Raw genomic sequence first — 23,147 nt, 5'->3', positions numbered from 1 at the left:
GCCCGGGCCCCGGACGGCCACGGGCCCGGCCCCGCGGGGCGGCCCGGGTCCCCGCGCCCGACGGCCACGGGTCCGGGGGACGCGGAACGGGCCCCCGCCGGTCGGCGGGGGCCCGTGGCCGTCGATCCGTCAGCGCGTGTTCCGCGCCGCCGTCAGCGCGCGTTCTGCGCCAGCCGCAGCAGGTGCTCGGCGAGCGCCTGGCCGCCCCGTGGCTCCCGGCTGATGAGCAGCACCGTGTCGTCCCCGGCGATGGTGCCGAGGATGTCGTGCAGCTCGGCCTGGTCGATCGCGGAGGCCAGGAACTGGGCCGCGCCGGGCGGGGTGCGCAGGACGACGAGGTTGGCGGACGCCTCGGCGGAGATCAGCAGCTCCCCGGAGAGGCGGCGCATCCGCTCCTCCTTCGCCGAACCGCCGAGCGGGGCCCGTGGCGTGCGGAACCCGCCCTCGCTGGGCACCGCGTAGATCAGGTCCCCGTCGGTGTCGCGGATCTTCACGGCGTTCAGCTCGTCGAGGTCGCGGCTGAGCGTCGCCTGGGTGACGCTCAGTCCGTCGTCCGCGAGGAGCTTGGCCAGCTGGCTCTGGGAGCGCACCGGCTGCCGGTTGAGGATGTCCACGATCCTGCGGTGCCGCGCCGTGCGGGTCTGCGGTACCGCGGGCCCCGTCTGCTCGTTGCCCTGCGCCTGCGTCATCGTCGCTTCATTCTCCGGCTCGTCCGTCCCCGTGGGCTGTGTCGAGGACACCGGGCAGTGCCTGGAGGAACGCTTCCGCCTCGTCGTCGCGGAGGTTCAGCGGAGGCATGAGCCGGACGACGTCGGGGGCGGGCGCGTTGACCAGGAGACCCGCGTCCTGCGCCGCGCGCTGCACCTGGGCCGCGCGGGGCTGCGTGAGCACGATACCGAGCAGCAGCCCCGCACCCCGGACCCGGCGGACCAAGGGGTGTCCCAGAGACTCGATCGCCTCGCTCAGGGCCGCGCCGCGGCGCTTCACGTTGGCGAGCAGGTCCTCGGCCCCGATCGTGTCGAGCACGGCGAGTCCGGCGGCGCAGGCGACCGGGTTGCCGCCGAAGGTGGTGCCGTGCTGGCCGGGCCGCAGCAGGTCGGCGGCGGGACCGAAGGCGACGACCGCGCCGAGCGGCAGTCCGCCGCCGAGGCCCTTGGCGAGGGTGACGACGTCGGGACGCACCTCCTCGTGGGCCTGGTACGCGAACCAGTGGCCGGTGCGGCCCACCCCGGTCTGGACCTCGTCCAGGACCAGCAGGGTGCCGGTGGCCTCGGTGATCGCGCGGGCCTCGGTGAGGTAGCCGGGCGGCGGGACGACGACCCCGTTCTCCCCCTGGACCGGCTCGATGATCACCAGGGCGGTGTCCTCGGTGACGGCGGCCCGCAGGGCGTCCGCGTCGCCGTACGGGACGTGGGTGACGTCCCCGGGCAGCGGCAGGAACGGCTCCCGCTTGGCGGGCTGGCCGGTCAGCGCGAGGGCGCCCATGGTGCGGCCGTGGAAGCCGCCCTCGGTGGCGACCACCCCGGTGCGGCCGGTGAGCCGTCCGATCTTGAAGGCGGCCTCGTTGGCCTCCGCGCCGGAGTTGCAGAAGAACACCCGGCCGTCCCGTCCGGCGAGCTGGAGCAGCCGTTCGGCGAGGGCGACGGGCGGTTCGGCGACGAACAGGTTGGAGACGTGGCCGAGGGAGGCGATCTGACGGCTGACGGCCCCGACGACGGCCGGGTGGGCGTGGCCGAGCGCGTTGACCGCGATCCCGCCGACGAAGTCGAGGTACGCGTTGCCGTCGGCGTCCCACACCCGGGCGCCCTCGCCGCGCGCCAGCGCCAGCGCGGGGGTGCCGTAGTTGTCCATGAGCGAGTCCCGCCAGCGCCGGGTCAGCTCCTCGTTCGCGGTGGTCACCGGGTTCCCCCTGCTTCCTGTTCGGGTTCGTGGGACGTGTCGGACCCGGCGGTCGGGCCGGACGGGGCGAGGGTGCGGGCCGGGCGGGCGGTGCCGTCGGGCACCACCATGGTGCCGATGCCCTCGTCGGTGAAGATCTCCAGCAGGATCGAGTGGGGCACCCGGCCGTCGATCACCCGCGCGGTGCGCACGCCGTTGCGGACGGCGTACAGGCACCCCTCCATCTTGGGCACCATCCCGCTGGCCAGGTCGGGCAGCAGTTTCTCCAGCTCGCGGGCGGTGAGCCGGCTGATGACCTCGTCGCTGTCGGGCCAGTCCTCGTAGAGGCCCTCCACGTCGGTGAGGACCATCAGGGTCTCGGCGCCGAGGGCCGCGGCGAGCGCGGCGGCGGCGGTGTCGGCGTTGACGTTGTAGACGTGGTCGTCGTCGGCCGAGCGGGCGATGGAGGAGACGACCGGGATGCGGCCGTCGGCGAGCAGCGCCGTGATCGCCCCGGTGTCGATGTCGGTGATCTCCCCCACCCGGCCGATGTCGACCAGTTCCCCGTCCAGCTCCGGCCGGTGCTTGCGGGCGGTGAGGGTGTGGGCGTCCTCGCCGGTGATCCCGACGGCGAGCGGGCCGTGCCGGTTGAGGAGGCCGACCAGCTCGCGCTGGACCTGTCCGGCGAGGACCATCCGGACCACGTCCATGGCCTCGGGCGTGGTGACGCGCAGCCCCGCGCGGAACTCGCTGACGAGTCCCTGGCGGTCGAGCTGGGCGCTGATCTGGGGGCCGCCGCCGTGCACGACGACGGGCTTGAGGCCCGCGTGGCGCAGGAAGACGACGTCCTGGGCGAAGGCGGCCTTCAGCTCGTCGTTCACCATGGCGTTGCCGCCGAACTTGATGACGACGACCTTGCCGTGGTGCCGGGTCAGCCAGGGCAGCGCCTCGATGAGGGTCTGCGCCTTCGGCAGGGCGGTGTGTTTACGGGTGCTCATGGCTCCTCTGGGGTCCTGGTCCTGAGTGTGTCCCGGCCCCCCCGCCCGGGGCGGACGGGCAAGTCCCGGGCGGGGCGGACGGGCCGGGTCGTGCCGCCGGGGTCAGGAGGAGTACGCGCTGTTCTCGTGCACGTAGTCGGCCGTGAGGTCGTTGGTCCAGATGGTGGCGGACTCGGCGCCCGCGGCGAGGTCGGCGGTGATCACGACCTCCCGGTAGCGCATCTCGACCAGGTCGCGGTCCTCGCCGACGCTGCCGTTCCGGCAGACCCAGACGCCGTTGATGGCCACGTTGAGCCGGTCGGGCTCGAAGACCGCGGAGGTGGTGCCGATCGCCGAGAGCACCCGGCCCCAGTTGGGGTCCTCGCCGTGCAGGGCGCACTTGAGCAGGTTGTTGCGGGCGATGGAGCGGCCGACCTCGACGGCGTCCGCCTCGCTCGCCGCGCCCACCACGTCGATCCGGATGTTCTTGCTGGCGCCCTCGGCGTCGCCGATCAGCTGGCGGCCGAGGTCGTCGCACACCTCCCGGACCGCGCGCGCGAAGGCTTCGGCGTCGGGGACGGTCCCGGAGGCTCCGGAGGCGAGCAGCAGCACGGTGTCGTTGGTGGACATGCAGCCGTCGGAGTCGACCCGGTCGAAGGTGACCCGGGTCGCGTCGCGCAGCGCCCGGTCGAGCCCGGCCGCGTCCACGTCGGCGTCGGTGGTGAGGACCACGAGCATGGTGGCGAGGCCCGGGGCGAGCATGCCCGCGCCCTTGGCCATCCCGCCGACGGTCCAGCCGTCCCCGGCGCGGACGGCGGTCTTGTGGACGGTGTCGGTGGTCTTGATGGCGATGGCGGCCTTCTCGCCGCCGTACTCGCTGAGCTGGGCGGCGGCCGTGGTGACGCCGGGCAGCAGCTTGTCCATCGGGAGGGTGGTCCCGATGAGGCCGGTGGAGGCGACGGCGACCTCGCCCGCGTCCACCTTGAGGACCGAGGCGACCTCCTCGGCGGTGGCGTGGGTGTCCTGGAAGCCCTTGGGCCCGGTACAGGCGTTGGCGCCGCCGGAGTTGAGGACGACGGCGGCGACCCGTCCGCCCTTGAGGACCTGTTCCGACCAGAGGACGGGGGCGGCCTTGACCCGGTTGGAGGTGAAGACGCCCGCGGCGGCGAGACGGGGGCCGTGGTTGACGACGAGGGCGAGGTCGGGAAGGCCGTTGCCCTTGATCCCGGCGGCGATGCCCGCCGCCGTGAATCCCTGTGCTGCGGTGACGCTCACTGCATCTCCTTGTCGGTGCCGTCCGGTCGGACGACCGGACGGCCGGGTATCCCGCCGTCCGCGCGGCGGCGCGGGGCGGTCACGGTGCTGGGTGGGGTCGCGGGACGGTCCGGTCCGGCGCCCGGAACGCCGTCGACGGGCGCGGAACGCCCGTCGACGGAGGTGCCGGGTCCGCTCAGGGAGCGACGCCGACCGTCGGCAGACCGGTGGTCTCGGGCAGTCCGAGGGCGATGTTCATGCTCTGGACGGCGCCGCCCGCGGTGCCCTTGGTGAGGTTGTCGATGGCGCTCACCGCGATGACGCGGCGCGCGGTCTCGTCGTACGCCACCTGGAGGAGGACGGTGTTGGAGCCGTACACGGAGGCGGTGGCGGGCCACTGGCCCTCGGGCAGCAGCCGGACGAACGGCTCGTCGGCGAACGCCTTCTCGTAGGCGGCGCGCACGGCCTCGCCGGTGACCCCGTCCCGGGCGCGGGCGGAGCAGGTGGCGAGGATTCCCCGGGACATGGGCACGAGGGTCGGGGTGAACGAGACGGTCACCGGCCCGTCCGCGACCGAGCCGAGGTTCTGGACCATCTCGGGGGTGTGCCGGTGGACGCCGCCGACCCCGTACGGGGAGGCGGAGCCCATGACCTCGCTGCCCAGCAGGTGCGGCTTGGGGGCCTTGCCCGCGCCGGAGGTGCCGGAGGCCGCGACGACCACCGCCTCCGGCTCGACGAGGCCCGCCGCGTACGCGGGGAACAGGGCGAGGGTGACGGCGGTCGGGTAGCAACCGGGCACCGCGACGCGCTTGGACCCCTCCAGCGCGGCGCGGGCACCCGGCAGTTCGGGGAGGCCGTAGGGCCAGGTACCGGCGTGCGGGGAGCCGTAGAAGCGCTCCCAGTCGGCGGCGTCGCGGAGCCGGAAGTCGGCGCCCATGTCGATGACGAGCACCTCGGGGCCGAGCCGCTCGGCGACCGCGGCGGACTCGCCGTGCGGCAGCGCGAGGAACACCACGTCGTGCCCGGCGAGGGTCTCGGTGGTGGTCGCCTCCAGCACCCGGTCGGCGAGGGGGGCGAGGTGGGGCTGGAGCGCCCCGAGCCGCTGTCCGGCGTTGGAGTTGCCGGTGAGCGCTCCGATCTCCACACCGGGGTGCCCGACGAGCAGCCGCAGCACCTCGCCTCCGGCGTACCCACTGGCTCCGGCCACCGCCACCCGCGTCGTCATGCCGATCCTCTCTCCTGGGGTACATGACTATACGCATGGCTGCACATTTATGCAATGGGGTGGTCGTGGGTCCGGTCCGGCCGCGGCGTCAGGGGCTTTCTCATCGCGTCATGGACTTTCTCGTCGCTCCACGGCGCGGCCGATGAGTTCACGGCTCCCGGCCGGTCCAAGCTCATGACGGCCCAGGAAAGGACACCGCCATGTCGGAGCTTCTCGTCGACTTCATCACCTCCCTCGACGGCTACGCGTCGGGAGAGGGCTGGCCCGGCTTCTGGGGCCTCGAGGGCCCGGAGTACCTCGCGTGGCTCGGCGAGCAGCCCGAGGCGACCTATCTGATGGGAGCGAACACCTACCGCCTGATGTCGGGCTTCGCCGCGGGCGAGGTCCCGAACGGCCAGGACGAGTTCAGGCCCGAAGAGGAGGCGTCCGTCGACGAGCTCACGCGAGCGTCCAAGGTGGTGTTCTCCTCCTCGCTCCAGGCGCCGCTGACGTGGGCCAACTCCACGCTCGTCCGCGACGACGCCGTCGGGGCGGTCCGCGCCATGAAGTCGAGCGGCCCGGGGCTCCTCAGCACCATCGGCAGCCTCAGCCTGTGCCGCTCCCTGCTGCGCGCCGGGCTCGTCGACCGCTTCCGGGTCGTGATGTTCCCGGTGATCACCGGGGCCACGGGCGAAGAACGCGTCTACGACGGCTATCCGGACGTCGCCCTCGAAATGACCGGGCACCGCACCTTCGACGGCCGCCTCCAGCTGGTCGAGTACAAGCCCCGGGTGCTCGACCACCCGCCGCTCGGCGTCCCCGCGTGACGTCGCCCCGCCCGGCCTCGCCCCGTCCACCGCTCCGGACGGCCGTCAGGGCGGCGTCGGCGGGTGCGGAAGCCCTCGGGCGGCGCGTCTGATCCGTCGTGCCGGGGGCTCGGTCCCAGCCAGCCGGACGGCCCGTGCACCGGCTTCATCCGGGTACCCGACCTGACATGGGACTGGATCGACCACCCTTTTGACCATCCGAGCCGACGATCACGTCCCGCTGAGGACGTCAGCCGTACGGCTTCCGTGGGTCGACTGACCCGCGTCCGGGCACGGGCTGGTGGCGGGGCGCGCCGCGTACCCTCGTCCCGTGTCAGCCTCCCGTCCTCACCGTGTCGCCGTCCTCGTGCTCGAAGGGGCCAAGCCGCTCGACGTCGGGATCCCCGCGCAGGTCTTCACGACCCGCGCGAGCATGCCGTACGAGGTGCGGGTGTGCGGGGCGGTCCCCGGGCTGGTGACCGGCGGCGACGGGCTGTCGTACTGCGTCGCCCACGGTCTCGAAGCGCTGGTCTGGGCCGACATCGTCTTCGTTCCCGGCTACCGGTTCCCCGGGCGCGACGACCCGCCGCGGGCCGTCGTCGAGGCGCTGATCGCCGCCCATGAGCGGGGCGCGCGGCTCGCCGCCATCTCGACGGGCGCCTTCGCGCTCGCCGCCACGGGTCTGCTCGACGGCAAGCGCGCCACCACGCACTGGCACTACGCGCGGGCGCTCGCGGCGAAGCACCCGCTCGTCCGGGTCGACGAGAACGTCCTGTTCGTCGACGAGGGCAGCGTGCTGACCTCGGCGGGCGCGGCGTCCGGCATCGACCTGTGTCTGCACGTCCTCCGGGGCGACCTCGGCGTGGCCGCGTCCAACCACGCGGCGCGGCGGCTGGTCGCGGCCCCCTACCGCAGCGGCGGCCAGGCCCAGTACGTGCCGCGCGGTCTGCCCGAACCGCTCGGCGAGCGGTTCGCCGCCACCCGCGAGTGGGCGCTGCACCGGCTGGGCGAGCCCCTCGCCCTCCGAACGCTCGCCCGGCACGCCGCCGTCTCGCCGCGCACCTTCTCCCGGCGCTTCGTCGAGGACACCGGGTACACCCCGATGGAGTGGGTCACGCGCGCCCGTGTCGATCTTGCCCGTGAGCTGCTGGAACGGTCGGAGCGGCACATCGAGCAGATCGCCGCCGACGTCGGTCTGGGCACCGGCGCCAATCTGCGGGCGCACTTCCAGCGCGTCCTCGGCACGACGCCGAGCGAGTACCGGCGGACCTTCACCCGGGGCGAGTAGCCCACCGGCCCGGCCCGGTCACCTGCCCGTTGGTCCCTGGCTCCGCTTCCGGTGCCCGTGGCCCGTCGCCCCTGGCTCCGGCGGTGGTCGCGGTGGCGGTGGCGGTGGCGGTGGCGGTGGCACGATCCTTGCGAACCCTGGCGATCGCGCCGCTGTCGGGGGCGGGCGCGAGGCGCGACATTGAGGGGGAACCGAAGGGACACCACTCATGACGCGCATCGCCATCAACGGATTCGGCCGCATCGGACGCAACGTGCTGCGTGCGCTGCTGGAACGCGACAGCGACCTGGAGGTCGTCGCGGTCAACGACCTCACGGAGCCCGCCGTCCTCGCGCGGCTGCTCGCCTACGACACGACGGCCGGACGGCTCGGCCGCCCGGTGACCGTGGACGGGGACGCCCTCGTCGTCGACGGCCGCCGCATCAGGGTGCTCGCCGAGCGGGAACCGGCGCTACTGCCGTGGGCCGACCTCGGTGTGGACATCGTGCTGGAGGCGACCGGTCGCTTCACCTCGGCCAAGGCCGCCCGCGCCCACCTCGACGCGGGTGCGAAGAAGGTGCTGGTCGGCGCTCCGTCGGACGGCGCCGACGTCACCCTGGCGTTCGGGGTCAACACGGACGCCTACGACCCGGACACCCACACGGTCGTCTCCAACGCCTCCTGCACCACCAACGCCCTCGCACCGCTGGCCAAGGTCCTCGACGACCTCGCGGGCATCGAGCACGGCTTCATGACGACGGTGCACGCCTACACCCAGGAGCAGAACCTGCAGGACGGGCCGCACCGGGACGCCCGCCGCGCCCGGGCCGCCGCCGTCAACATCGTGCCGACCACGACGGGTGCCGCCAAGGCGATCGGCCTCGTCCTGCCGGGCCTGGACGGCAAGTTGTCGGGCGACTCGATCCGGGTGCCGGTCCCGGTGGGCTCCCTCGTCGAACTCAACACGACCGTCGCCCGCGAGGTGACGCGCGACGAGGTGCTCGCGGCGTACCGCGCGGCGGCGGACGGACCGCTCGCCGGGGTCCTGGAGTACTCGGAGGACCCGCTCGTGTCGTCCGACATCACGGGCAACCCGGCCTCGTCGGTCTTCGACTCGGCCCTCACCCGCGTCGACGGCCGTCACGTCAAGGTGGTCGCCTGGTACGACAACGAGTGGGGCTTCTCCCACCGGGTGATCGACACGCTCGAACTGCTCGCCGCCCGCTGACCGGCTCCGGACGACGGCGGGCCCGGCACCAGCCGTCCCGGGCATCCGGGGGAGCCGGGCCCGGGGCGCGCAGTCCCCGACCGCCGGGAAGCCGGGCGGTGGGAAGCCGGGCCGGGTCCTCGGCAGCCGGGGGGGGCGGCCGGAGCGGTCGGCGACCGGCCCTCGGTGACCGGCTCGTCGGCCACCGGTCCCTCGGGGACCCGCCCGTCCGTGACCGGGGCGGCGGCACCGGACCCGTCCCCCGGTGGTCAGAGCGGTCGGGCCCGGCCCGTCGGTGACCGGGGCGGCGGGCCCGGGTCCGGTGTCGGACCCGTCTGCGACACTGCGCGCGTGACCCTCGCCGACCTCACCCTCGACCAGTGGCGGTCCTTCGACCCGCCCACCGCGCGACGCCTCGCCCGGGAGGCCGCCGACCGGGTGGGGGGCCGGGTGACCGCCGTCGAGACCGTGGCGCACCTGGGCGCCCCGCTGCACCGCGTCCGGATCGAGCGCGACGGACAGGAGTTCGCCCTGGTGCCCGGCGGCCGGGTGGCCCTCGGGTTCGACCCCGACGCCTGGCGGCCGACACCGGAGCAGAGCGCCGACTACGCCCGGAGCCTGGACCAGGGTTTCGGGCCCGGCCCCGATCTGCGGACCCATCTGGCACGGACGCTCAGCCCCCGCCGGAGCGTCGTCCTGGCCACCGTGCTGATGGCCGTGGCGGACGAGGAGCTCACCGGGACGCGCGCCGAGACCGCGACCGCCCTCGCGGCCCGAGGACTGCGGATGCCCGGCTCCGACGAGTGGGAACACGCCTGTGGGGCCGGGGCCGACACCCTGTTCCGCTGGGGGGACGAGTGCCCTCTCGACCTCCTCCCCCTGGAAGGGGGCGCGGGCCCGCACGGCGCACCCGGCGCCTTCGGACTGCGCATCGCCCACGACACCTACCGCGCGGAGCTGACCGCCGACGACGGCGCGGTCCACGGCGGGGACGGCGGCGAGGCGGTGTGCGGCGGCTACGGCGCGCTGCTGGCCTGGCTCCCGCTGGCCACCGCCAACCGCAACCCCGCCATGGCCGGATTCGTGTACGGCCCGGACGGCGAGGAGTGCGCCGAGGACCTCTCCACCCGGCCCGTCCTGGCGCTCTGACGCCGCGTCAGCGCCCCGGCCCGGGCGGGCACCGCCCGGTGCGGGCGGGCCACCGGTGCGGGCTGGCCACCGGTGCGGGCTGGCACCCGGTGCGGGCTGGCACCCGGTGCGGGCGTCGCCGGGCCCGGCGAGGTCGGGCGCGGGCACCCGGTGCTTCCCGGGCCGACGCGCCGCCGACCCGGGGGAGATCACCGGCCGGTCCGGCATGGCTCCCGGACGGGACCCGGCGGGCCCGGATCCTGGGGTCCCCGACCCACAGGAGCGGCCATGGACGCCCCCGGCCCGCACGACACCCCCGGGCGGGTCCCGCACGGGGCCCGCACGGGACCGGACGACCGGCGGCCGTCCGCGCGCCCCGCCCCGCCCGGTCAGCCGGGGGTCATCGGCATCGCGCTCGCCGCCGTGCTGGCCTTCGTCCTCGCGCAGGGGTCCTGGGAGTGGTTCTCCGCCTACCTCGGGGGGACGCTGCTCGTCCTGGTCCTCGCCTTCACCCGGCTGCCGCCCCGGACGCCCGGCCCCGGATCGCCGTACGCGCGGAGCCTGGTGGCGTTCGCGCTGATCGTGGGGTTGTGCGCGGCCCTCGTACTGGCGCCCGCGCTCCAGCGCTGGGCGTGGCTGTTCCCGATGCCGGGCACCCGGGCCGTCTGCCCCTCGCTGGGCGCGTACGCCGCCGACCGGGCCGAGGCCGCGCTGGGTCCCCTGGCGGACCGCGACCGCACCGCGCTGGCCCGGGCGCGGGAGGCCGGGCGCGAGGAGGCCGTCGCCGACTGTCTGGCCGCCACGACGACCCGATGGCTGCCGGTGTACGGGGCGGGGGCGGCCGTCCTGGCCGGCGCGGGCGGATGGGCCCTGGGGCGGGCCCGGGCGGGGAGGGCCGCGGACGACGGCTCCGGGGGCGGTACGGAGAGCGGGGTCGTCTGACGGCGGGCCCGGTCCTCCACCCGCCCGGCCGGGTCGGGGCCGGGCGGGCCGGGCCAGGCGGGTCAAGGCAGGCCAGGCCGAACGGGCGGGCGGGACCGGCAGGGTGGGCCGGGCGAGCCGGGCGAGCGGGCCGGGCGCGGAACCGCTGCCCGGCCCCGCCCCGAGGCTCCCGCCTCCCCCCTCCCGCCCAGGCCCCCTACCCCTCCCGTCCCTCGTACCGTTCCCGCAGTTCGTCGAGGATCCGGGCGGCGTCCGGGAGTTCCGCCGCGCGGCAGCGGGCCGACGCCGCGGCCAGCCGGGCGACGGCCGCCCCGGACCGCTGGAGGCCCTCGCCCTCGATCATCGCCGCGATCCGCTGCGCCTCCGCGCGCGGCGCCTCCCCGTCCGCGCCGCCCCGCTCATGGGCGGCGACGGCGGCCTCCGCCTCGCGCAGCGCCTCCTCGGAGCGGTCCGCCCCGGCGAGGGCCCGGGCCCGGCGGTAGTGGACGGTCCCCTCCTCGTACCAGTGGACGAAGCCCTCGGTGCCCTCGGGCACGGCCTCCCGGACGGTGTCGGCCCGGGTCAGATGGGCCAGGGCCACGTCCAGGCCGTCGGAACCCCGGGACAGCAGGACGAGCCGGGCGAACTCGCACATCATGTGGGTGATCCGGGACGGGTGCGGCCCGTCCCCGTTCGACGCCACGGCCCGCTCGTACGCGGTGGTCGCCGCGTCCCAGCGGTCGGCCATCGCCAGGGTGACGGCCGCCTCCGCCGCCACCATGGTGTGCACCGCCCGGTCGTCGTCCCAGGCGGCGACGGTGTCGGCGAGCCGCAGGAACTCCTCGGCCGCGGGCAGGTACTCGTCCAGCTCGCGCAGCCCGCGCGCCAGGGCGAGCCGTGCCTGGGCGAGCAGCCGCGCGTCGAGTTCCACGGTCCCCTCGGCGGCGACCACGGACTCCAGGACCGCGACCGCGTCGTCCCGCCGCCCCGACCCGGCGAGGACGTCGGCGAGCTGGAGCCGTACGTCGGCGGCCTCCTCGTGGGCCTCGCTCCGGTCGAACCGCGCGGCCGCCTCGGAGAGGTGGCGCACCGCGCCCGTGGCGTCCCCGAGGTGCGTGGTGGCGTGGCCCAGCAGCGCGTACGCGGGTGCCAGCGCGAACTCGGCGTCATCGTGGCGGACCGCGTCGGAGATCGCCTGGTGCAGCAGGTCCGCCGCCTCCTCGTAGGCGTCCCGGGCCATCAGGAACTGGGCGAGCAGGGCGCGCGGCCGGGAGCCCCGCCAGGGACGGCCGGACGCCTCGACGTCCGTGAGCGCGGCCCTCAGCTCCTCCTCCGCGCGGGCGGTGTCGCCCGCCCGTTCGGCGAGGCTCGCGGTGAGCTGGCGGACGCTGGCGGTGTGGTGGCGCAGACCCAGCCGCTCCGCCTCGGCGCTCAGGGTGGCGGCCAGTTCCCGGAACCGCTCGGTGGCCGGACCGGTGTCCCCGGGCGGCCGCCGCACCACCTCCTGGTAGGCGGCGAACGCCCGGGCGTACAGGACGGCGAAGTACGCCCGGACGCGGCCCGCCGCCACCTCGTCCGCCGGGGCGGTCTCCCCCGCCCCGGGGCGTTCACCGGTGAGCGGCGCCTCGGTCAGGAGGCGTTCGGCCGTGCGGAGCGAGGCGTCGAGCCGGGTGCGGAGCGCGTCGGGGCCCCCGTCGTCCGGGCCGCCCGTCTTCTCCGCGCCGGGGCGCTCGTCGTCCCGGCCGTCCGCCGTTTCCGTGCCGGGGCGTTCGCCGCCTCCGCCGTCCGCCGTCCCCGGGTCGGGGCTCCCATCGCCCCGGACGTCGGCCGTCTCCGCGTCGGCGTCCGCGTCCGCGTGAAGGGCGGCGCCGGTCGTCCAGGCGAGGGCGCGGGTGCGGACGGCGAGGGCCTGCCAGGGCATCCCCAGCCGGTCGTAGAGTTCGGCGGCGTGCTCCAGTTCGGCGATGCTCTCCGGGTCGCGGCCCTTCTCCGCGAGCCGGAAGGCCCGCTCCTCGGCGAGTTCGGCGAGCAGGAGTTCCCGGGGGCCGGGCGCGTCGTCGTGGGAGCCGGTGCCGTCGGCCAGGCGCTCCTCGATCCGGGCCCAGAGCCGGGTGTCGCCGGGGTGTCCGCCCGCGGCGAGGCGCCGTGCCTCGCGCACCAGGGCGCCGAAATCCCCTGGGAGGCCGGCGGACGCCGTCGCGGTACCGGGGGCCGCGGTACCGGCGGGCGCGGCCGGGGCCACCGGGGCGGGGGTGACGGCGGTGCGCAGTCCGAGCGGCAGCGGGGCGTCGACCAGCGGTTCCCGCTCCAGGCGCCGCCGTCGGCGGTCCCCGACGGCGGTGGTGCCGTTGCGCGTGTCGAAGGCGGCGGCGAGCGCCTCCGCCTCGGAGCGCGTCCGGACGAGGAGTTCCCCGGCGGTCCACTGCCGTCCGGGCGGTCCGGCGACGGCGGTGGCGGCGTGTCCGTCCGCGACGAGCCGGGCCAGCAGGACCTCCGCCCCGACGAGGAAGCCCAGCCGCGAGAGCGGGGCACCGGTCGCCTCGAACAGCGGACGGTTCTCGGCGAGGATCTCCAGCCCCCGCCCCTCGTTGCGGGTCAGCGCGCAGAACTCCAGGTGGAGGCCGACCTCCTCCAGCATCCCGGTGTTGCCCCGGACCTTGCGGTACCCGGCGAGGTGATGGGAGCGGGCCTCGTCCGCGCGGCCGGTCCGCAGCAGCGGCAGCAGCGCCCCGGCCTGGCTGGTCTGGGGTTCCTCGGAGCAGGCGTGGGAGCCGTCGAGGACGGGGGCCCAGTGGTCGAGGGCCCCGGAGTCGTCGCCCGACTCCACCCGGTGCCAGGCGAGGTGCCGGACCTCGCAGGCGAGGCAGTCGCTGAGCGGGGTGCGCGGCCGGGTGACCCACAGGTCGTGGGCGTCGTCGACGCCGGTGCCGGTGTGGGCGGCGACCCGGTGGCGCAGGGCGGCCACCGGCTGGAGGTCGTGACCGGACCGCGCGTAGCGTTCGGCCATCCGGTCGAGCCAGCCCCGGACGGTGGCCAGCGGCATCTCGGGCACCTGGAGCAGCGACGCGGCCACCCATTTGAAGCGCCAGAAGACCTGTTGGGCCTCCCATTCGCTGAAGGCCCCGGGGTCGGTGTCCCACAGGGTGAGCAGCCGGGCGAAGACCACGGGCGACTTGCGGTGCTCGCCGGTGAACTCGTACGCCTCCATCAGCTCCAGCAGGGCCGTGACCAGGACGTCCGTCTTCTCGAAGGGCTCGGCTGCGGCGGCGAGTTCCTCGGCGGCGACGGTGCGCTGGAGGCCGTGGGGCCGCTCGTTGTTCTCGCGCAGCGCTTCGAACAGGGCCTCGGGGGTGTCCGGCATCTACAGTTCCTTCCGGGGCTCGGAGCCGGGTTCCGTCGTGCCCGGTCGGTGCATGGCGTGGGTGAGCAGACCGATGAAGGCCCGGTTGAGCAGGGCGCTCTCGGCGGCCCGCAGGGGACGGCGGCTGAGCAGCAGGGCCTGGCCGTACAGGGCTTCGGCGGCCGTGACCGCCAGACCGTGCTCGGTGATCGTGAGGGCCTGGCGGACCAGCGGGTTGAGGTGGTTGAGGACGAGTTGCGCGCGGGGGGTCTCCTGGCGCAGCGAGCCCAGGATGTCGGCCCACAGCCCGTCGCTGTCGGCGGCGAGGTCCGAGCGGGTCCGCTCGTGGCGGGCCTCCCGGTTGTCCAGGAGCAGCGCGGGGGCGGTGACGGGCTGGAAGTCCCGCAGGACGACGTCGCAGTCGTGGGTGCCGACGGTCTCCCGGGCGACGGCGAGGAAGGCCGCCGCGCGGAGTTCGGCGGTCGGGTCGACGGCGTCGAGGTGGGCGGTGACGGTGGCCGGGTCGAGGTCGGTGACGGCGGTGCCGGGCCGGATCTCGGGCAGCCGGTGCACCAGGTCGCGGTCGTAGGTGTAGCCGCCGTTGACGACGCCCAGTCCGGCGGCGGAGGCGATGGGGGCGACCTGGCGGAACTCCTCGACGCTCCGGGTGACCAGCAGCGTGCGGTGGGTCCGGGCGAACTCCTCCAGGGTGACGTGTCCGTCGGTGGTCTCGAACGGCAGCCACGGCAGGACGGTGCGGAGCAGTTCGTCGTCGTGGCGGGCGAGCGCCTTGACGGCGAGGTGGTGGACGCCGATGAACCGGTGCAGCAGCGCCGGGTCGCTGGCGGCGAGCCCGGTGAGCCAGTCGCGGATCCGGTCGCCCAGCGCGTCGCGGACCGCGGCGAGGGTGCCGTCCTCGTACAGCGCCTCCCGGGAGGCGGTGGGCCGCAGGCCGGTGGTGTCGACGACGCAGCGCACGAAGAACGCCCACTCGGGCAGCAGCGCGGACGACTCGTCCGTGAGCAGCATGCCCTTGAGGTGGACGCGGTGGCCCGCGCGCTGGGCGGGGTTGACGGCGGTGGGCAGCACGTAGGCGACCCCGCGCAGCCCGACCGCCGGGAGGTCGAGTTCGATGAGGTCGAGCGGGGCGAAGTCGAAGAGTTCGCGGCCGTACGCGGTGAGCGCCTCGCGGCGGGCGAGCGGGGAGCGGTGGTCCCGCTCCCACGGGGGCGTCTCGTCGATCCGGTGGGTTCCGCCGCCCGCGACGACGGTCACCTCGTGCCGCAGCAGCCGCCCGTAGTGGCGGGCCAGGGCGACGACCCGGTCCGGGCTCGTCCATTCGGCCTGGTCGGCGCGCGGGGTGAGCCGGATGGTGGTGCCGGGTTCGGGGACGGCGGAGGGCGGCAGGGTGCGCAGGGTGTAGCGGCCGTCGGAGTGGCCGCGCCATTCGACGGCGGGGGCGGAAGGGTCGGCGGCGGACCGGCTGAGCACCGTGATCTCGTCGGCCACGACGAAGCAGGCGAGCAGCCCGATGCCGAACTGGCCGATGAACTCGCCCCGGCTGGCGTCGAGTCCGGCCCCGTCCAGCGCCCCGTCGACGGTCCGCTTGGAGCTGCGTCCGATGGTGGCGAGGAACCGGTGGACGTCGGCCTCGGTGAGTCCGATGCCGGTGTCGGTGACGGTGAGCGCGTCGCCGGTGCGCACGGTGATGGTGCCGGGCGGGCCGCCGGTGAGCGCCTGCCGGGCGGTGAGCGCGTCCACGGCGTTCTGCAGCAGTTCGCGCAGGTACACCCGGGGGCTGGAGTAGAGGTGGTGGGAGAGCAGGTCGACCAGGCCGCGCAGGTCGACCTGGAAGGTGTGGGTGGTGTCGGGCTGGGGCACCTGGCGGGTCTTTCGGTCGGCGGGCCCGCGCCGGGACCGGCGGGGCGGAAGCGGGACGGGGGAGGTAGGGAGAGGGAAGGGGGGAGGACGGGGCCGGATTCCCCCGGCGGACGGGCGGAACGGGCACGGCTGACGGACGGCGGACGGACGCGGCGGCGGCGCGGGGCCGGAGGCACCGGAACGCGCCGGGTCCGGCGGGACCGGAGGCACCCGACCGGGCGGGGGCCGGGCAGGCCCCGGACTCCGAGGGCTGGCGGGCGGGACGGCCCAGGCCCGGCGGCCGGCCCGGCGGGCGGCTCAGTGACCGACGGCCGAGCGCTGACGCCGGTAGGCCCGGACCGGGTTCGAGCCGTCCAGGTAGTACCAGGGGAACTCGGTGACCCGGCCCTCCGTGGCCCGGAAGCACTCCCGCGCGGCCTCGCGCTCCCCCGCCAGGGCGAAGGCCATGGCGAAGGCGTTCAGGACCTCGTCGCCGACGCCCCCGGGGACGAAGTCCGGGTGCCGGTAGGAGTGGTCGGCGGCCTCCCGCAGGGTCTCCTCCACCTCCGCGCCCAGCATGTACTCCAGTTGCTCCTCGTCCTCGCCTTCGAGGGAGAGCCACTGCTCGATGTGGGCGATCGCGACGAGCTGGCCCAGCGGGGAGCCGCCGGGCGCCCCGGCGGCGGCCTTCCGGGCGAAGGAGTGCGCCGCCTCGTGGGAACCGCCCCACTTGTCGCAGACCTGCTGCAGCAGTTGCTGGTGTGCCGCCAGGTGGTGCGGGTCGCGCCGGACGGCGGCCTCGAACCTGCGGCGGGCGAGGGTCTGGCCGACCTGGAGTCCACGGCCGGTGAGCAGGAGCCCGTACCAGGGCGAGGTCCATCCCGGCTCGCGCTCGGCCGCCTCGTAGAGCCACCGTTCGGCCTCGCGCAGCCGGGTGTGGAACAGCTCGAACCGTTCACGGGAGACGTCTCGGGCGCGCGCCCCGGTCCGGGCCTCCCAGCCCCAGCTGATGTAGCGGATTCCGGCCACCACCCGGGGCAGCGCCGCCTCGGGTTCCGCCGCCATGACGTCGCAGATCCACCGTTCGACCCGGTCGGTGTCGCCGACGGCCCGCAGCAGTTCGATCCGGTCGTGGTTGCCAGGACGCTCCTCGAACACCGCGCGCACCCCGGCCCAGTCGGCCGCCTCGGCGGCCTCGCGGACCCGCGTCGCGTCGGGTTCGCCGGAGTCCTTCACCAGCCGTGCGACGGATCTTCCCGTCTTCGTGCCCAGCGCGAGCCCCCAGTCGCGGAGCGACGCCATGTCCCACCCCCTGCCTGTCGAGGAGGGCGTCGATCACCTCCTTCGTGGAGGTAGTGACTATCACGTACGCCCCGGAATCGCACACACGTATCCCTCCGCCCGGACGACCCGGCGGCCTTGAGCCCGAGTGCGGTTGAGGTCGTACGGTCGGGCCACGGGCCGGAGAACCGGTCCGGTGCCCCGCAGACGACCCGTGAGAGGAAGGCCGCCGTCATGACCGGACGCGCCGCGCACGACCCGACCCCCGAGCGGTACCGCCACGCCGTGGTCCCGCACATCATGCTCGACGACGCCGCCGCGGCCGTCGACTTCTACGAGCGGGCGTTCGGAGCCCGTGAGGAGTTCCGGCTGGACGACCCGGGCGGGGGCGTCCTGCACGCCGAGATCGTCATCGGGCGGGCGGTGCTGATGCTGGGCGACTCCGGGGCGGACGGGTCCGGGAGCGCGCCCTTCGCCGCACCGGCCGCGATCGGCGGCACCAGCGTCGCCCTGCACGTCTTCGTCCCGGACGTCGACGCGCTGACGGCCCGTGCGGAGGCCGCCGGGGCCGAGGTGCTCCAGCCGCCCGGCGACCGGTTCCACGGCGACCGCACCGCCGTCCTCCGGGACCCCTTCGGACATGTGTGGGTCTTCCTCACCCATCAGGAGGACCTGTCGGGCGACGAGGCCCGGCGCCGTCTCGCCGCCACCGGGTGAGCGGGCCTAACGGTCGGCGGACGCCGCTTCCGCGGACGGGGCCGGGGAGGACGGTGACGGGGACGAGGACGGGGCGTTCCCGGCCGGGAGGTCGTAGACGTTCTCCGGGGTGACGATCCGGGTGATCGCCGCGCCGAACAGCGTGCTCGGTTCCTCGCCGTCGTGGGTGATGTCCGTGTTGAGCAGCACGACCAGGGTGGCCCGGGGTCCGGGGAGGTAGATCGTCAGGGACTCGTAGCCGGGCAGGGAGCCGTTGTGGCCGATCCACCCCTGGACGTTGAAGATGCCCAGCCCGTAGCCCGCGCCCGGGATGACGGTCGGCCCGGTCTTCAGCCGCTCGGCCTGCGTCTGCGGCGTCAGCAGGGTGCCGTTGGCGAGGACGGGGGCCCAGCGCCGCAGGTCGTGGAGGGTGGAGATCATCGCCCCGGCCGCCCAGCCCCAGGAGGGGTTCCAGTCGGTGGCGTCCTCCACCCGGCCGGAGGCGGTCTGGTCGGTGTACCCGTGGGCGTGCGGGGCGGGGAAGGCGGCGTCCGTCGGGAAGACGGTGTCGTGCAGCCCGGCGGGGTCCAGCATGTTGCGCTGGATGAACTCGTGGAGCGGCAGTCCGCCCGCCTTCTCCACCACCAGCCCCAGCAGGATCAGATTGGTGTTGCAGTACTCGAACTCCGTGCCGGGCTGGAACTGGAGGGGGTGCTTGAACGAGTAGTCGAGCAGTTCCCGGGGGGTGAAGGGCCGCCGTGGATCTGAGGTCAGCGCCTTGAAGAAGTCCTCGTCCATGGAGTAGTTGAAGAGTCCGCTGCGCATGCCCGCCAGTTGCCGCAGGGTGATCCGGTCGCCGCTCGGCACCCCGTCCACGTAGCGGTCGATGGGGTCGTCCAGTCCCACCGCGCCCCGGTCGACCAGCTCCAGCAGGGCGGTCACCGTGAAGGTCTTGGTCTCGCTGCCGATCCTCATGTAGAGGTCGGGGTCCATGTGTTCCGCCGTGGTCTTGTCGGCGATGCCGAACGACCGCACGTAGGAGCCCTTGCCAGGCGCCCACAGTCCGACGGTCACCCCCGGCACCCCCGCCTCGTCCATGACCCGGCGGACGGCGCCGTCGAGCCGGTCGGCGAGGTCCGCGTCGAGTTCGGGGAATGCGGTGCCCTCCCCGGTGGGTGGTGGTGAGGGAGAGTCGGCGGCGGTGTACGCGGCGGGCGCCGCCGAGGCGTGGGCGGTGCCGGACGACACCGGTCCGGCGAGGAGTCCGGCCGCCGCGATCCCCACGCACATCGCGCGCCACTGCTTCCGTGAGTACCTCATGCGGCCTCCTGCCGACCGAGGGACGAAACGGCCCATCCAGGCTAGGCCCACCCGATCGGCCCCGCACGACGGCATCCGTCCGCTCCGGCGCCCCCGCAGGTCAGGCGCCCTTCCAGCGCCCCGGCGGAAGGGGCCCCGCTACGGCCCGACGGCGTCCCCGAGCCGGAGGCTCCACCGTCCGGCGGCCCCCACCAGGGTCACCGCCGACAGGGGGCGCGCGTCGATGCCCCAGTACGTCAGCGGAGGCACCTGGAGCGCGTAGACGAGCACCGCGCGGACCACCGAGGGTTCGGTGACGGCGACGATCCGCACCCCGGTCTCCGTGTCGGCGGGGCGGGTGTCGAGCCAGTGGCCCACCCTGCCGATGAACCGCCACAGGGACTCGCCGCCGTGCGGGGCGGAACGGGGGTCGCGCATCCAGGCGTCGAGGGCGGCCGGTTCCTGACGGGCCACCTCCCCGAGGGTGCGACCGCGCCAGCGGCCCATGTCACAGTCGCTGAGCGCGGGCTGGACGAGCGGCGCGAAGCCGAGGGCGACGCCGGTGGCCCGGCTGCGCGCGGTCGGCGAGCAGTAGCGCAGCTCCGCCGCGCCGAACGGGAGGAGACCGTGGGCCGCGTGGCGCACGTCCTCCCAACCGGCCTCGTCGAGCGGCCGGTCCTCGTCGAAGCGCTCCGCGAGCAGCGGGGAGCTGCGGGCGGCGGCGATGAGCGTGACCCGAACCTGCATGCGGCTGATCGTGGGGTCCGCGCGGGGCCGGGGTCAAGACTTCACGGAAGGCGGGCTTCCGTTCACCACCGTTTCCGCGCGCGCCGCCCGGCCTCCTCCGGAGGGCGGGCGGGTACGGGAGCCGGTCCGTCCCGAAGGGTGCCGGTCCCTCCGGGAAAGGGGTCCACCAGGGGACGGGCCACTGGGGTGACGGACGCCAGGGCGACCGGACGGGAGACTACGGGACACCGGGGCTCCGGACCGGCGGACCGGCGGGGCGACGGACGCCGGGACTCAGGGCCGGGGGCCGAGGGACGACGGACCGAGGGGTCGAGGGGCCGAGGGGCCAGGGGGCGACGGACCGAGGGGGGTCGGGGGCGACGGACCGGGGGGGGCCGAGGGACCAGGGGGACGGACCGGGGCCGAGGGGCCAGGGGGGACGGACCGGGGCCGAGGGGCCGAGGAACAGCGGGGCGACGAACCGGCGGGGCCGGGGAACAGCGGGAGCCGGGAAGGGACGGGCAGAGGGACGGCGCGGGAACGCGGTCCGCGCGGCACCGGGGGCGGACCCCGGTACCGGCACCGGCAGCGGTTCGGGAACCGGTCGCCCGACCCGGTCGCTCGAAGCCGGGCCGGGAACCGGTTCAAGCGCCGCCGGAGCGGGTGTCCTCCCAGGCGGCCCGCAGTCCGCGCGCACCCTCGGTGATCTCCGCCGGGCCCGCCACCCCGGCGTAACTGAGCCGTACGTGGGGCGCGGGGGGCTCGGCGCAGAAGTACGGGCGGCCGGGCGCCACGGCCACCCCCCGGCGCAGTGCCGCCGCCACGACGCCCGCCTCGTCGGTGCCGTCGGGCAGCCGCTGCCACATCTGGTAGCCGCCCAGGGCCACCTGCGGCTCCCGCACCCCGGCGAGGTCGGAGAACGCGAGCCGCAGCGCCAGCCGCATCCGCTCCCGACGGACCCTCAACTCCTCGGCGACGGACCGCAGATGGCGTGGCCAGGCGGGCGATCCGACCAGCTCCAGAGCGGCCTCCTGCAAGGGGCGCGGCACGAAGAAGGTGTCGACGACCTGGATGGCCCGCAGCCGGTCGAGGACCGGCCCCCGGGCGGCGAGCGCCCCGATCCGGAAGCTGGGCGAGGTGACCTTGGTCAACGAGCCCACGTGGACGACGACCCCGTCGGTGTCGTCGGCGGCGAGCGGCCGGGGCGTCGGTCCGCAGTCCTGGTGGGCGAGACGGCGCACGAAGTCGTCCTCCACCACGAAGGCGCCCGCCTCCCGCGCGATCCGCAGCACCTCGGGGCGGCGCTCGGCGGACAGCACGGCGCCGGTCGGGTTCTGGAACAGCGGCTGGCAGACGAACACCCGGGCGCCGGTGGCCCGGAAGGCGTCGGCGAGCAGTCCGGTCCGCACCCCGTCGGCGTCGAGGGGGACGGGCACGGGGCGCAGCCCGGCGGCCCGGGCGATGGCCAGCATCCCGGGGTAGGTGGGGGACTCCACCAGGACGGGGGCGCCGGGCGGGGCCAGTGCGCGCAGCGCGGTGGCGAGCGCGGACTGCCCGCCCGCGGTGACGAGGACCTCGGCGGCGGTGACGGTGCCGCCGATCTCCCGCGCCCACCACTCCCGCAGTTCGGGCAGCCCCTCCACGGGCGGACGGGTCCACGCGCCGGGGCGGCGTCCGGCGCGGGCCAGCGCGGCGGCCATGGCCCGCTCCGGCTGGAGGGACGGATGCAGATAACCGCCGTTGAACTCGATGACCCCGGCCGGGGGCGCGGCGAGGGTGACGAGGACCCCGGAGGCGTCGACGGACCGGGGCACCGGATCGGTGGTGGCGTCGGCGCTGAGCGCCACCTCCTGCCAGGAGGTGTCCCCCACCGGGGCGGACGGGACGGCGCGGGGTCCGGCGCGGAAGGCACCGGCGCCGGGACGGGTCACCACGAGCCCCTCGGCGGAGAGCCGCGCCAGCGCCCGGGAGACGGTGACCGGACTGACCCGGTAGCGCTCGACCATCGAACGACTCGACGGCAGCTTCTCATCCAGGGAGTAGCGCTTCACTTCCTCCCGAAGGAGACCCACCAGCTCATCGACGCTGCTACGCTCATGCATGAGAGCAGACAATAGCGCTACCTCATCCAAGACGATAGCGGTCATCGACCCGACCACCGCTCCCTCGACCGCTACTCCCCCGGCCTCAGCCGCCCCGGCCACCACGCCTCCGGCCGCCGCACCTCCGACCGTCACCACCCCTCCGGGGGACGCGCTTCCGGCCGCCGCCCCTGAGCGTCCCGCGCCCCGGACTCCCCCGGCGCCGCCCGGCAGCGTCCGGCCGGACGGCACCCGGCCCGCCGTCCGGTCCGGCGGAACACGACCCGACGGAGCCCGGCTCGGTGGAGCCCGGCTCGGCGGGACGGCCCTCGCGGGGCTGGGCGTCCTCGCCTTCTCGCTCACCTTCCCCGCCACCGTCTGGGGCCTCACGGGCCTCGGCCCCTGGTCGCTGGTGACCGTCCGGGGAGTGCTGGCCGCGCTGATCGCGGGCGGCTGTCTGCTCGCCCTGCGCGTCCCCGTGCCGGACCGCGCGCACTGGCCGGGGCTCGCCGTCGTCGCGGGCGGCGTGGTCCTCGGGTTCCCCCTGCTCACCACGCTCGCGCTGCGGACCGCCGACAGCGGGCACGCCGCGGTGGTCATCGGACTGCTGCCACTGGCCACGGCCGTCTGCGCCACGCTGCGCACCGGGCGCCGCCCCTCCCCCGCGTTCTGGGCCGCCGCCTCGGCGGGAGCCCTGGCCGTGGCCGCCTTCACCCTCACCCGGGGCGGCGGCTCGCTGGGCACCGCCGATCTGTACCTCCTCGGGGCGCTGCTGGTCTGCGCCGCCGGGTACACCGAGGGCGGTCGGCTGGCCCGGACCCTGCCCGGCTGGCAGGTCATCGCCTGGGCGCTGGTGGCGTGCCTGCCGCTGACCGTGCCGGGAGCCCTGGTGGCCCTGGCGCACGAACCGGTCGAACTGACGGCCCGCGCGGTGGCGGGAGTGCTGTGGGTGGCGGCGGGCTCTCAGTTCCTCGGACTGGTCGTCTGGTACCGGGGCATGGCGTCGATCGGCGTCCCCCGCGCCAGCCAGCTCCAGCTCGCACAGCCGCTGCTCACCCTCGGCTGGTCGGTGTTGCTGCTCGGCGAGTCCCTGAGCTGGGCCGCACCACTGACGGCGGCCGCGGTACTGGTCTGCGTCGCGGTCACCCAACGGGCCCGCGTCTGACGTCGACCCCACGCCCGACCCTCGCGGCGAACCCGGACGTAAACTGACGAATACGAC

The 23,147-nt window shown here is 75.4% G+C and carries 18 protein-coding genes; 7 read left to right on the top strand and 11 right to left on the bottom strand.

Annotation, left to right across the window (positions count from 1 at the left end; translation table 11 throughout):
• Positions 1-152: 152 nt before the first annotated feature.
• The 5 genes from ACVWNX_RS28805 to argC all read right to left on the bottom strand — a co-directional run bounded on the left by ACVWNX_RS28805 (position 153) and on the right by argC (position 5,334).
• Positions 153-689 carry an arginine repressor gene (locus tag ACVWNX_RS28805; RefSeq protein WP_454411108.1) on the bottom strand — a complete coding sequence of 179 codons (537 nt, stop codon included), beginning with the start codon at positions 687-689 and terminating at the stop codon, positions 153-155.
• Positions 690-696: 7 nt separating this feature from the next.
• Positions 697-1,899 carry an acetylornithine transaminase gene (locus tag ACVWNX_RS28800; protein WP_454411107.1) on the bottom strand — a complete coding sequence of 401 codons (1,203 nt, stop codon included), beginning with the start codon at positions 1,897-1,899 and terminating at the stop codon, positions 697-699.
• The gene (gene argB / locus ACVWNX_RS28795) at positions 1,896-2,876 is read right to left on the bottom strand and encodes an acetylglutamate kinase (protein ID WP_454411106.1); all 981 of its coding nucleotides are present in this window, start codon (positions 2,874-2,876) and stop codon (positions 1,896-1,898) included. The genes ACVWNX_RS28800 and argB overlap by 4 nt, the downstream gene beginning before the upstream one ends.
• 102 nt (positions 2,877-2,978) lie before the next feature.
• Entirely contained in the window at positions 2,979-4,130 is a 1,152-nt protein-coding gene (argJ, locus tag ACVWNX_RS28790) for a bifunctional glutamate N-acetyltransferase/amino-acid acetyltransferase ArgJ (protein ID WP_454411105.1), read from the bottom strand.
• Between the two features lie 175 nt (positions 4,131-4,305).
• On the bottom strand, positions 4,306-5,334 hold the full coding sequence (gene argC, locus ACVWNX_RS28785; protein ID WP_454411104.1) for an N-acetyl-gamma-glutamyl-phosphate reductase: 1,029 nt from the start codon (positions 5,332-5,334) through the stop codon (positions 4,306-4,308).
• A gap of 200 nt (positions 5,335-5,534) precedes the next feature.
• On the opposite strand from argC, the gene ACVWNX_RS28780 reads away from it, so the two are divergent.
• The 5 genes from ACVWNX_RS28780 (at position 5,535) to ACVWNX_RS28760 (ending at position 10,663) form a co-directional block, all read left to right on the top strand.
• Positions 5,535-6,140: a dihydrofolate reductase family protein gene (locus tag ACVWNX_RS28780; RefSeq protein WP_454411103.1), complete on the top strand. Its 606-nt coding sequence runs from the start codon at positions 5,535-5,537 to the stop codon at positions 6,138-6,140.
• Between the two features lie 310 nt (positions 6,141-6,450).
• A complete protein-coding gene (locus ACVWNX_RS28775) occupies positions 6,451-7,407 on the top strand; it encodes a GlxA family transcriptional regulator (RefSeq protein WP_454411102.1) in 957 nt (318 codons plus the stop codon).
• Positions 7,408-7,615: 208 nt separating this feature from the next.
• A complete protein-coding gene (gene gap / locus ACVWNX_RS28770) occupies positions 7,616-8,614 on the top strand; it encodes a type I glyceraldehyde-3-phosphate dehydrogenase (protein ID WP_454411101.1) in 999 nt (332 codons plus the stop codon).
• 330 nt (positions 8,615-8,944) lie between these two features.
• Positions 8,945-9,742 carry a hypothetical protein gene (locus tag ACVWNX_RS28765; RefSeq protein WP_454411100.1) on the top strand — a complete coding sequence of 266 codons (798 nt, stop codon included), beginning with the start codon at positions 8,945-8,947 and terminating at the stop codon, positions 9,740-9,742.
• Between the two features lie 267 nt (positions 9,743-10,009).
• On the top strand, positions 10,010-10,663 hold the full coding sequence (locus tag ACVWNX_RS28760) for a hypothetical protein (RefSeq protein WP_454411099.1): 654 nt from the start codon (positions 10,010-10,012) through the stop codon (positions 10,661-10,663).
• A 196-nt stretch (positions 10,664-10,859) separates the two neighbouring features.
• Here ACVWNX_RS28760 and ACVWNX_RS28755 read toward each other — a convergent pair whose 3' ends face one another.
• The 3 genes from ACVWNX_RS28755 to ACVWNX_RS28745 form a co-directional block, all read right to left on the bottom strand.
• Entirely contained in the window at positions 10,860-14,003 is a 3,144-nt protein-coding gene (locus tag ACVWNX_RS28755; protein WP_454411098.1) for a tetratricopeptide repeat protein, read from the bottom strand.
• Positions 14,004-15,863: an HSP90 family protein gene (locus ACVWNX_RS28750; protein WP_454411097.1), complete on the bottom strand. Its 1,860-nt coding sequence runs from the start codon at positions 15,861-15,863 to the stop codon at positions 14,004-14,006.
• A 297-nt stretch (positions 15,864-16,160) separates the two neighbouring features.
• Positions 16,161-17,144, bottom strand: a complete 984-nt coding sequence (locus ACVWNX_RS28745) for a hypothetical protein (protein WP_454411096.1) — start codon at positions 17,142-17,144, stop codon at positions 16,161-16,163.
• A 213-nt stretch (positions 17,145-17,357) separates the two neighbouring features.
• On the opposite strand from ACVWNX_RS28745, the gene ACVWNX_RS28740 reads away from it, so the two are divergent.
• Positions 17,358-17,840 (top strand): VOC family protein, encoded by a 483-nt coding sequence (locus ACVWNX_RS28740; RefSeq protein ID WP_454411095.1) that lies wholly within the window; start codon positions 17,358-17,360, stop codon positions 17,838-17,840.
• A gap of 6 nt (positions 17,841-17,846) precedes the next feature.
• On the opposite strand, the gene ACVWNX_RS28735 is transcribed toward ACVWNX_RS28740, so the two are convergent.
• The 3 genes from ACVWNX_RS28735 to ACVWNX_RS28725 form a co-directional block, all read right to left on the bottom strand.
• Positions 17,847-19,139: a serine hydrolase domain-containing protein gene (locus ACVWNX_RS28735; protein WP_454411094.1), complete on the bottom strand. Its 1,293-nt coding sequence runs from the start codon at positions 19,137-19,139 to the stop codon at positions 17,847-17,849.
• Between the two features lie 138 nt (positions 19,140-19,277).
• Entirely contained in the window at positions 19,278-19,865 is a 588-nt protein-coding gene (locus ACVWNX_RS28730) for a histidine phosphatase family protein (protein WP_454411093.1), read from the bottom strand.
• Between the two features lie 623 nt (positions 19,866-20,488).
• Positions 20,489-21,946: an aminotransferase-like domain-containing protein gene (locus ACVWNX_RS28725; RefSeq protein ID WP_454411092.1), complete on the bottom strand. Its 1,458-nt coding sequence runs from the start codon at positions 21,944-21,946 to the stop codon at positions 20,489-20,491.
• Between ACVWNX_RS28725 and ACVWNX_RS28720 the strand changes: the two genes are divergently transcribed.
• Positions 21,945-23,090, top strand: a complete 1,146-nt coding sequence (locus ACVWNX_RS28720) for a DMT family transporter (protein WP_454411091.1) — start codon at positions 21,945-21,947, stop codon at positions 23,088-23,090. The genes ACVWNX_RS28725 and ACVWNX_RS28720 overlap by 2 nt on opposite strands.
• Positions 23,091-23,147: the final 57 nt, after the last annotated feature.

The organism is Streptomyces sp. JNUCC 64 (genome assembly GCF_054484115.1).
This window is presented reverse-complemented; position numbering and strand designations above follow the sequence as displayed.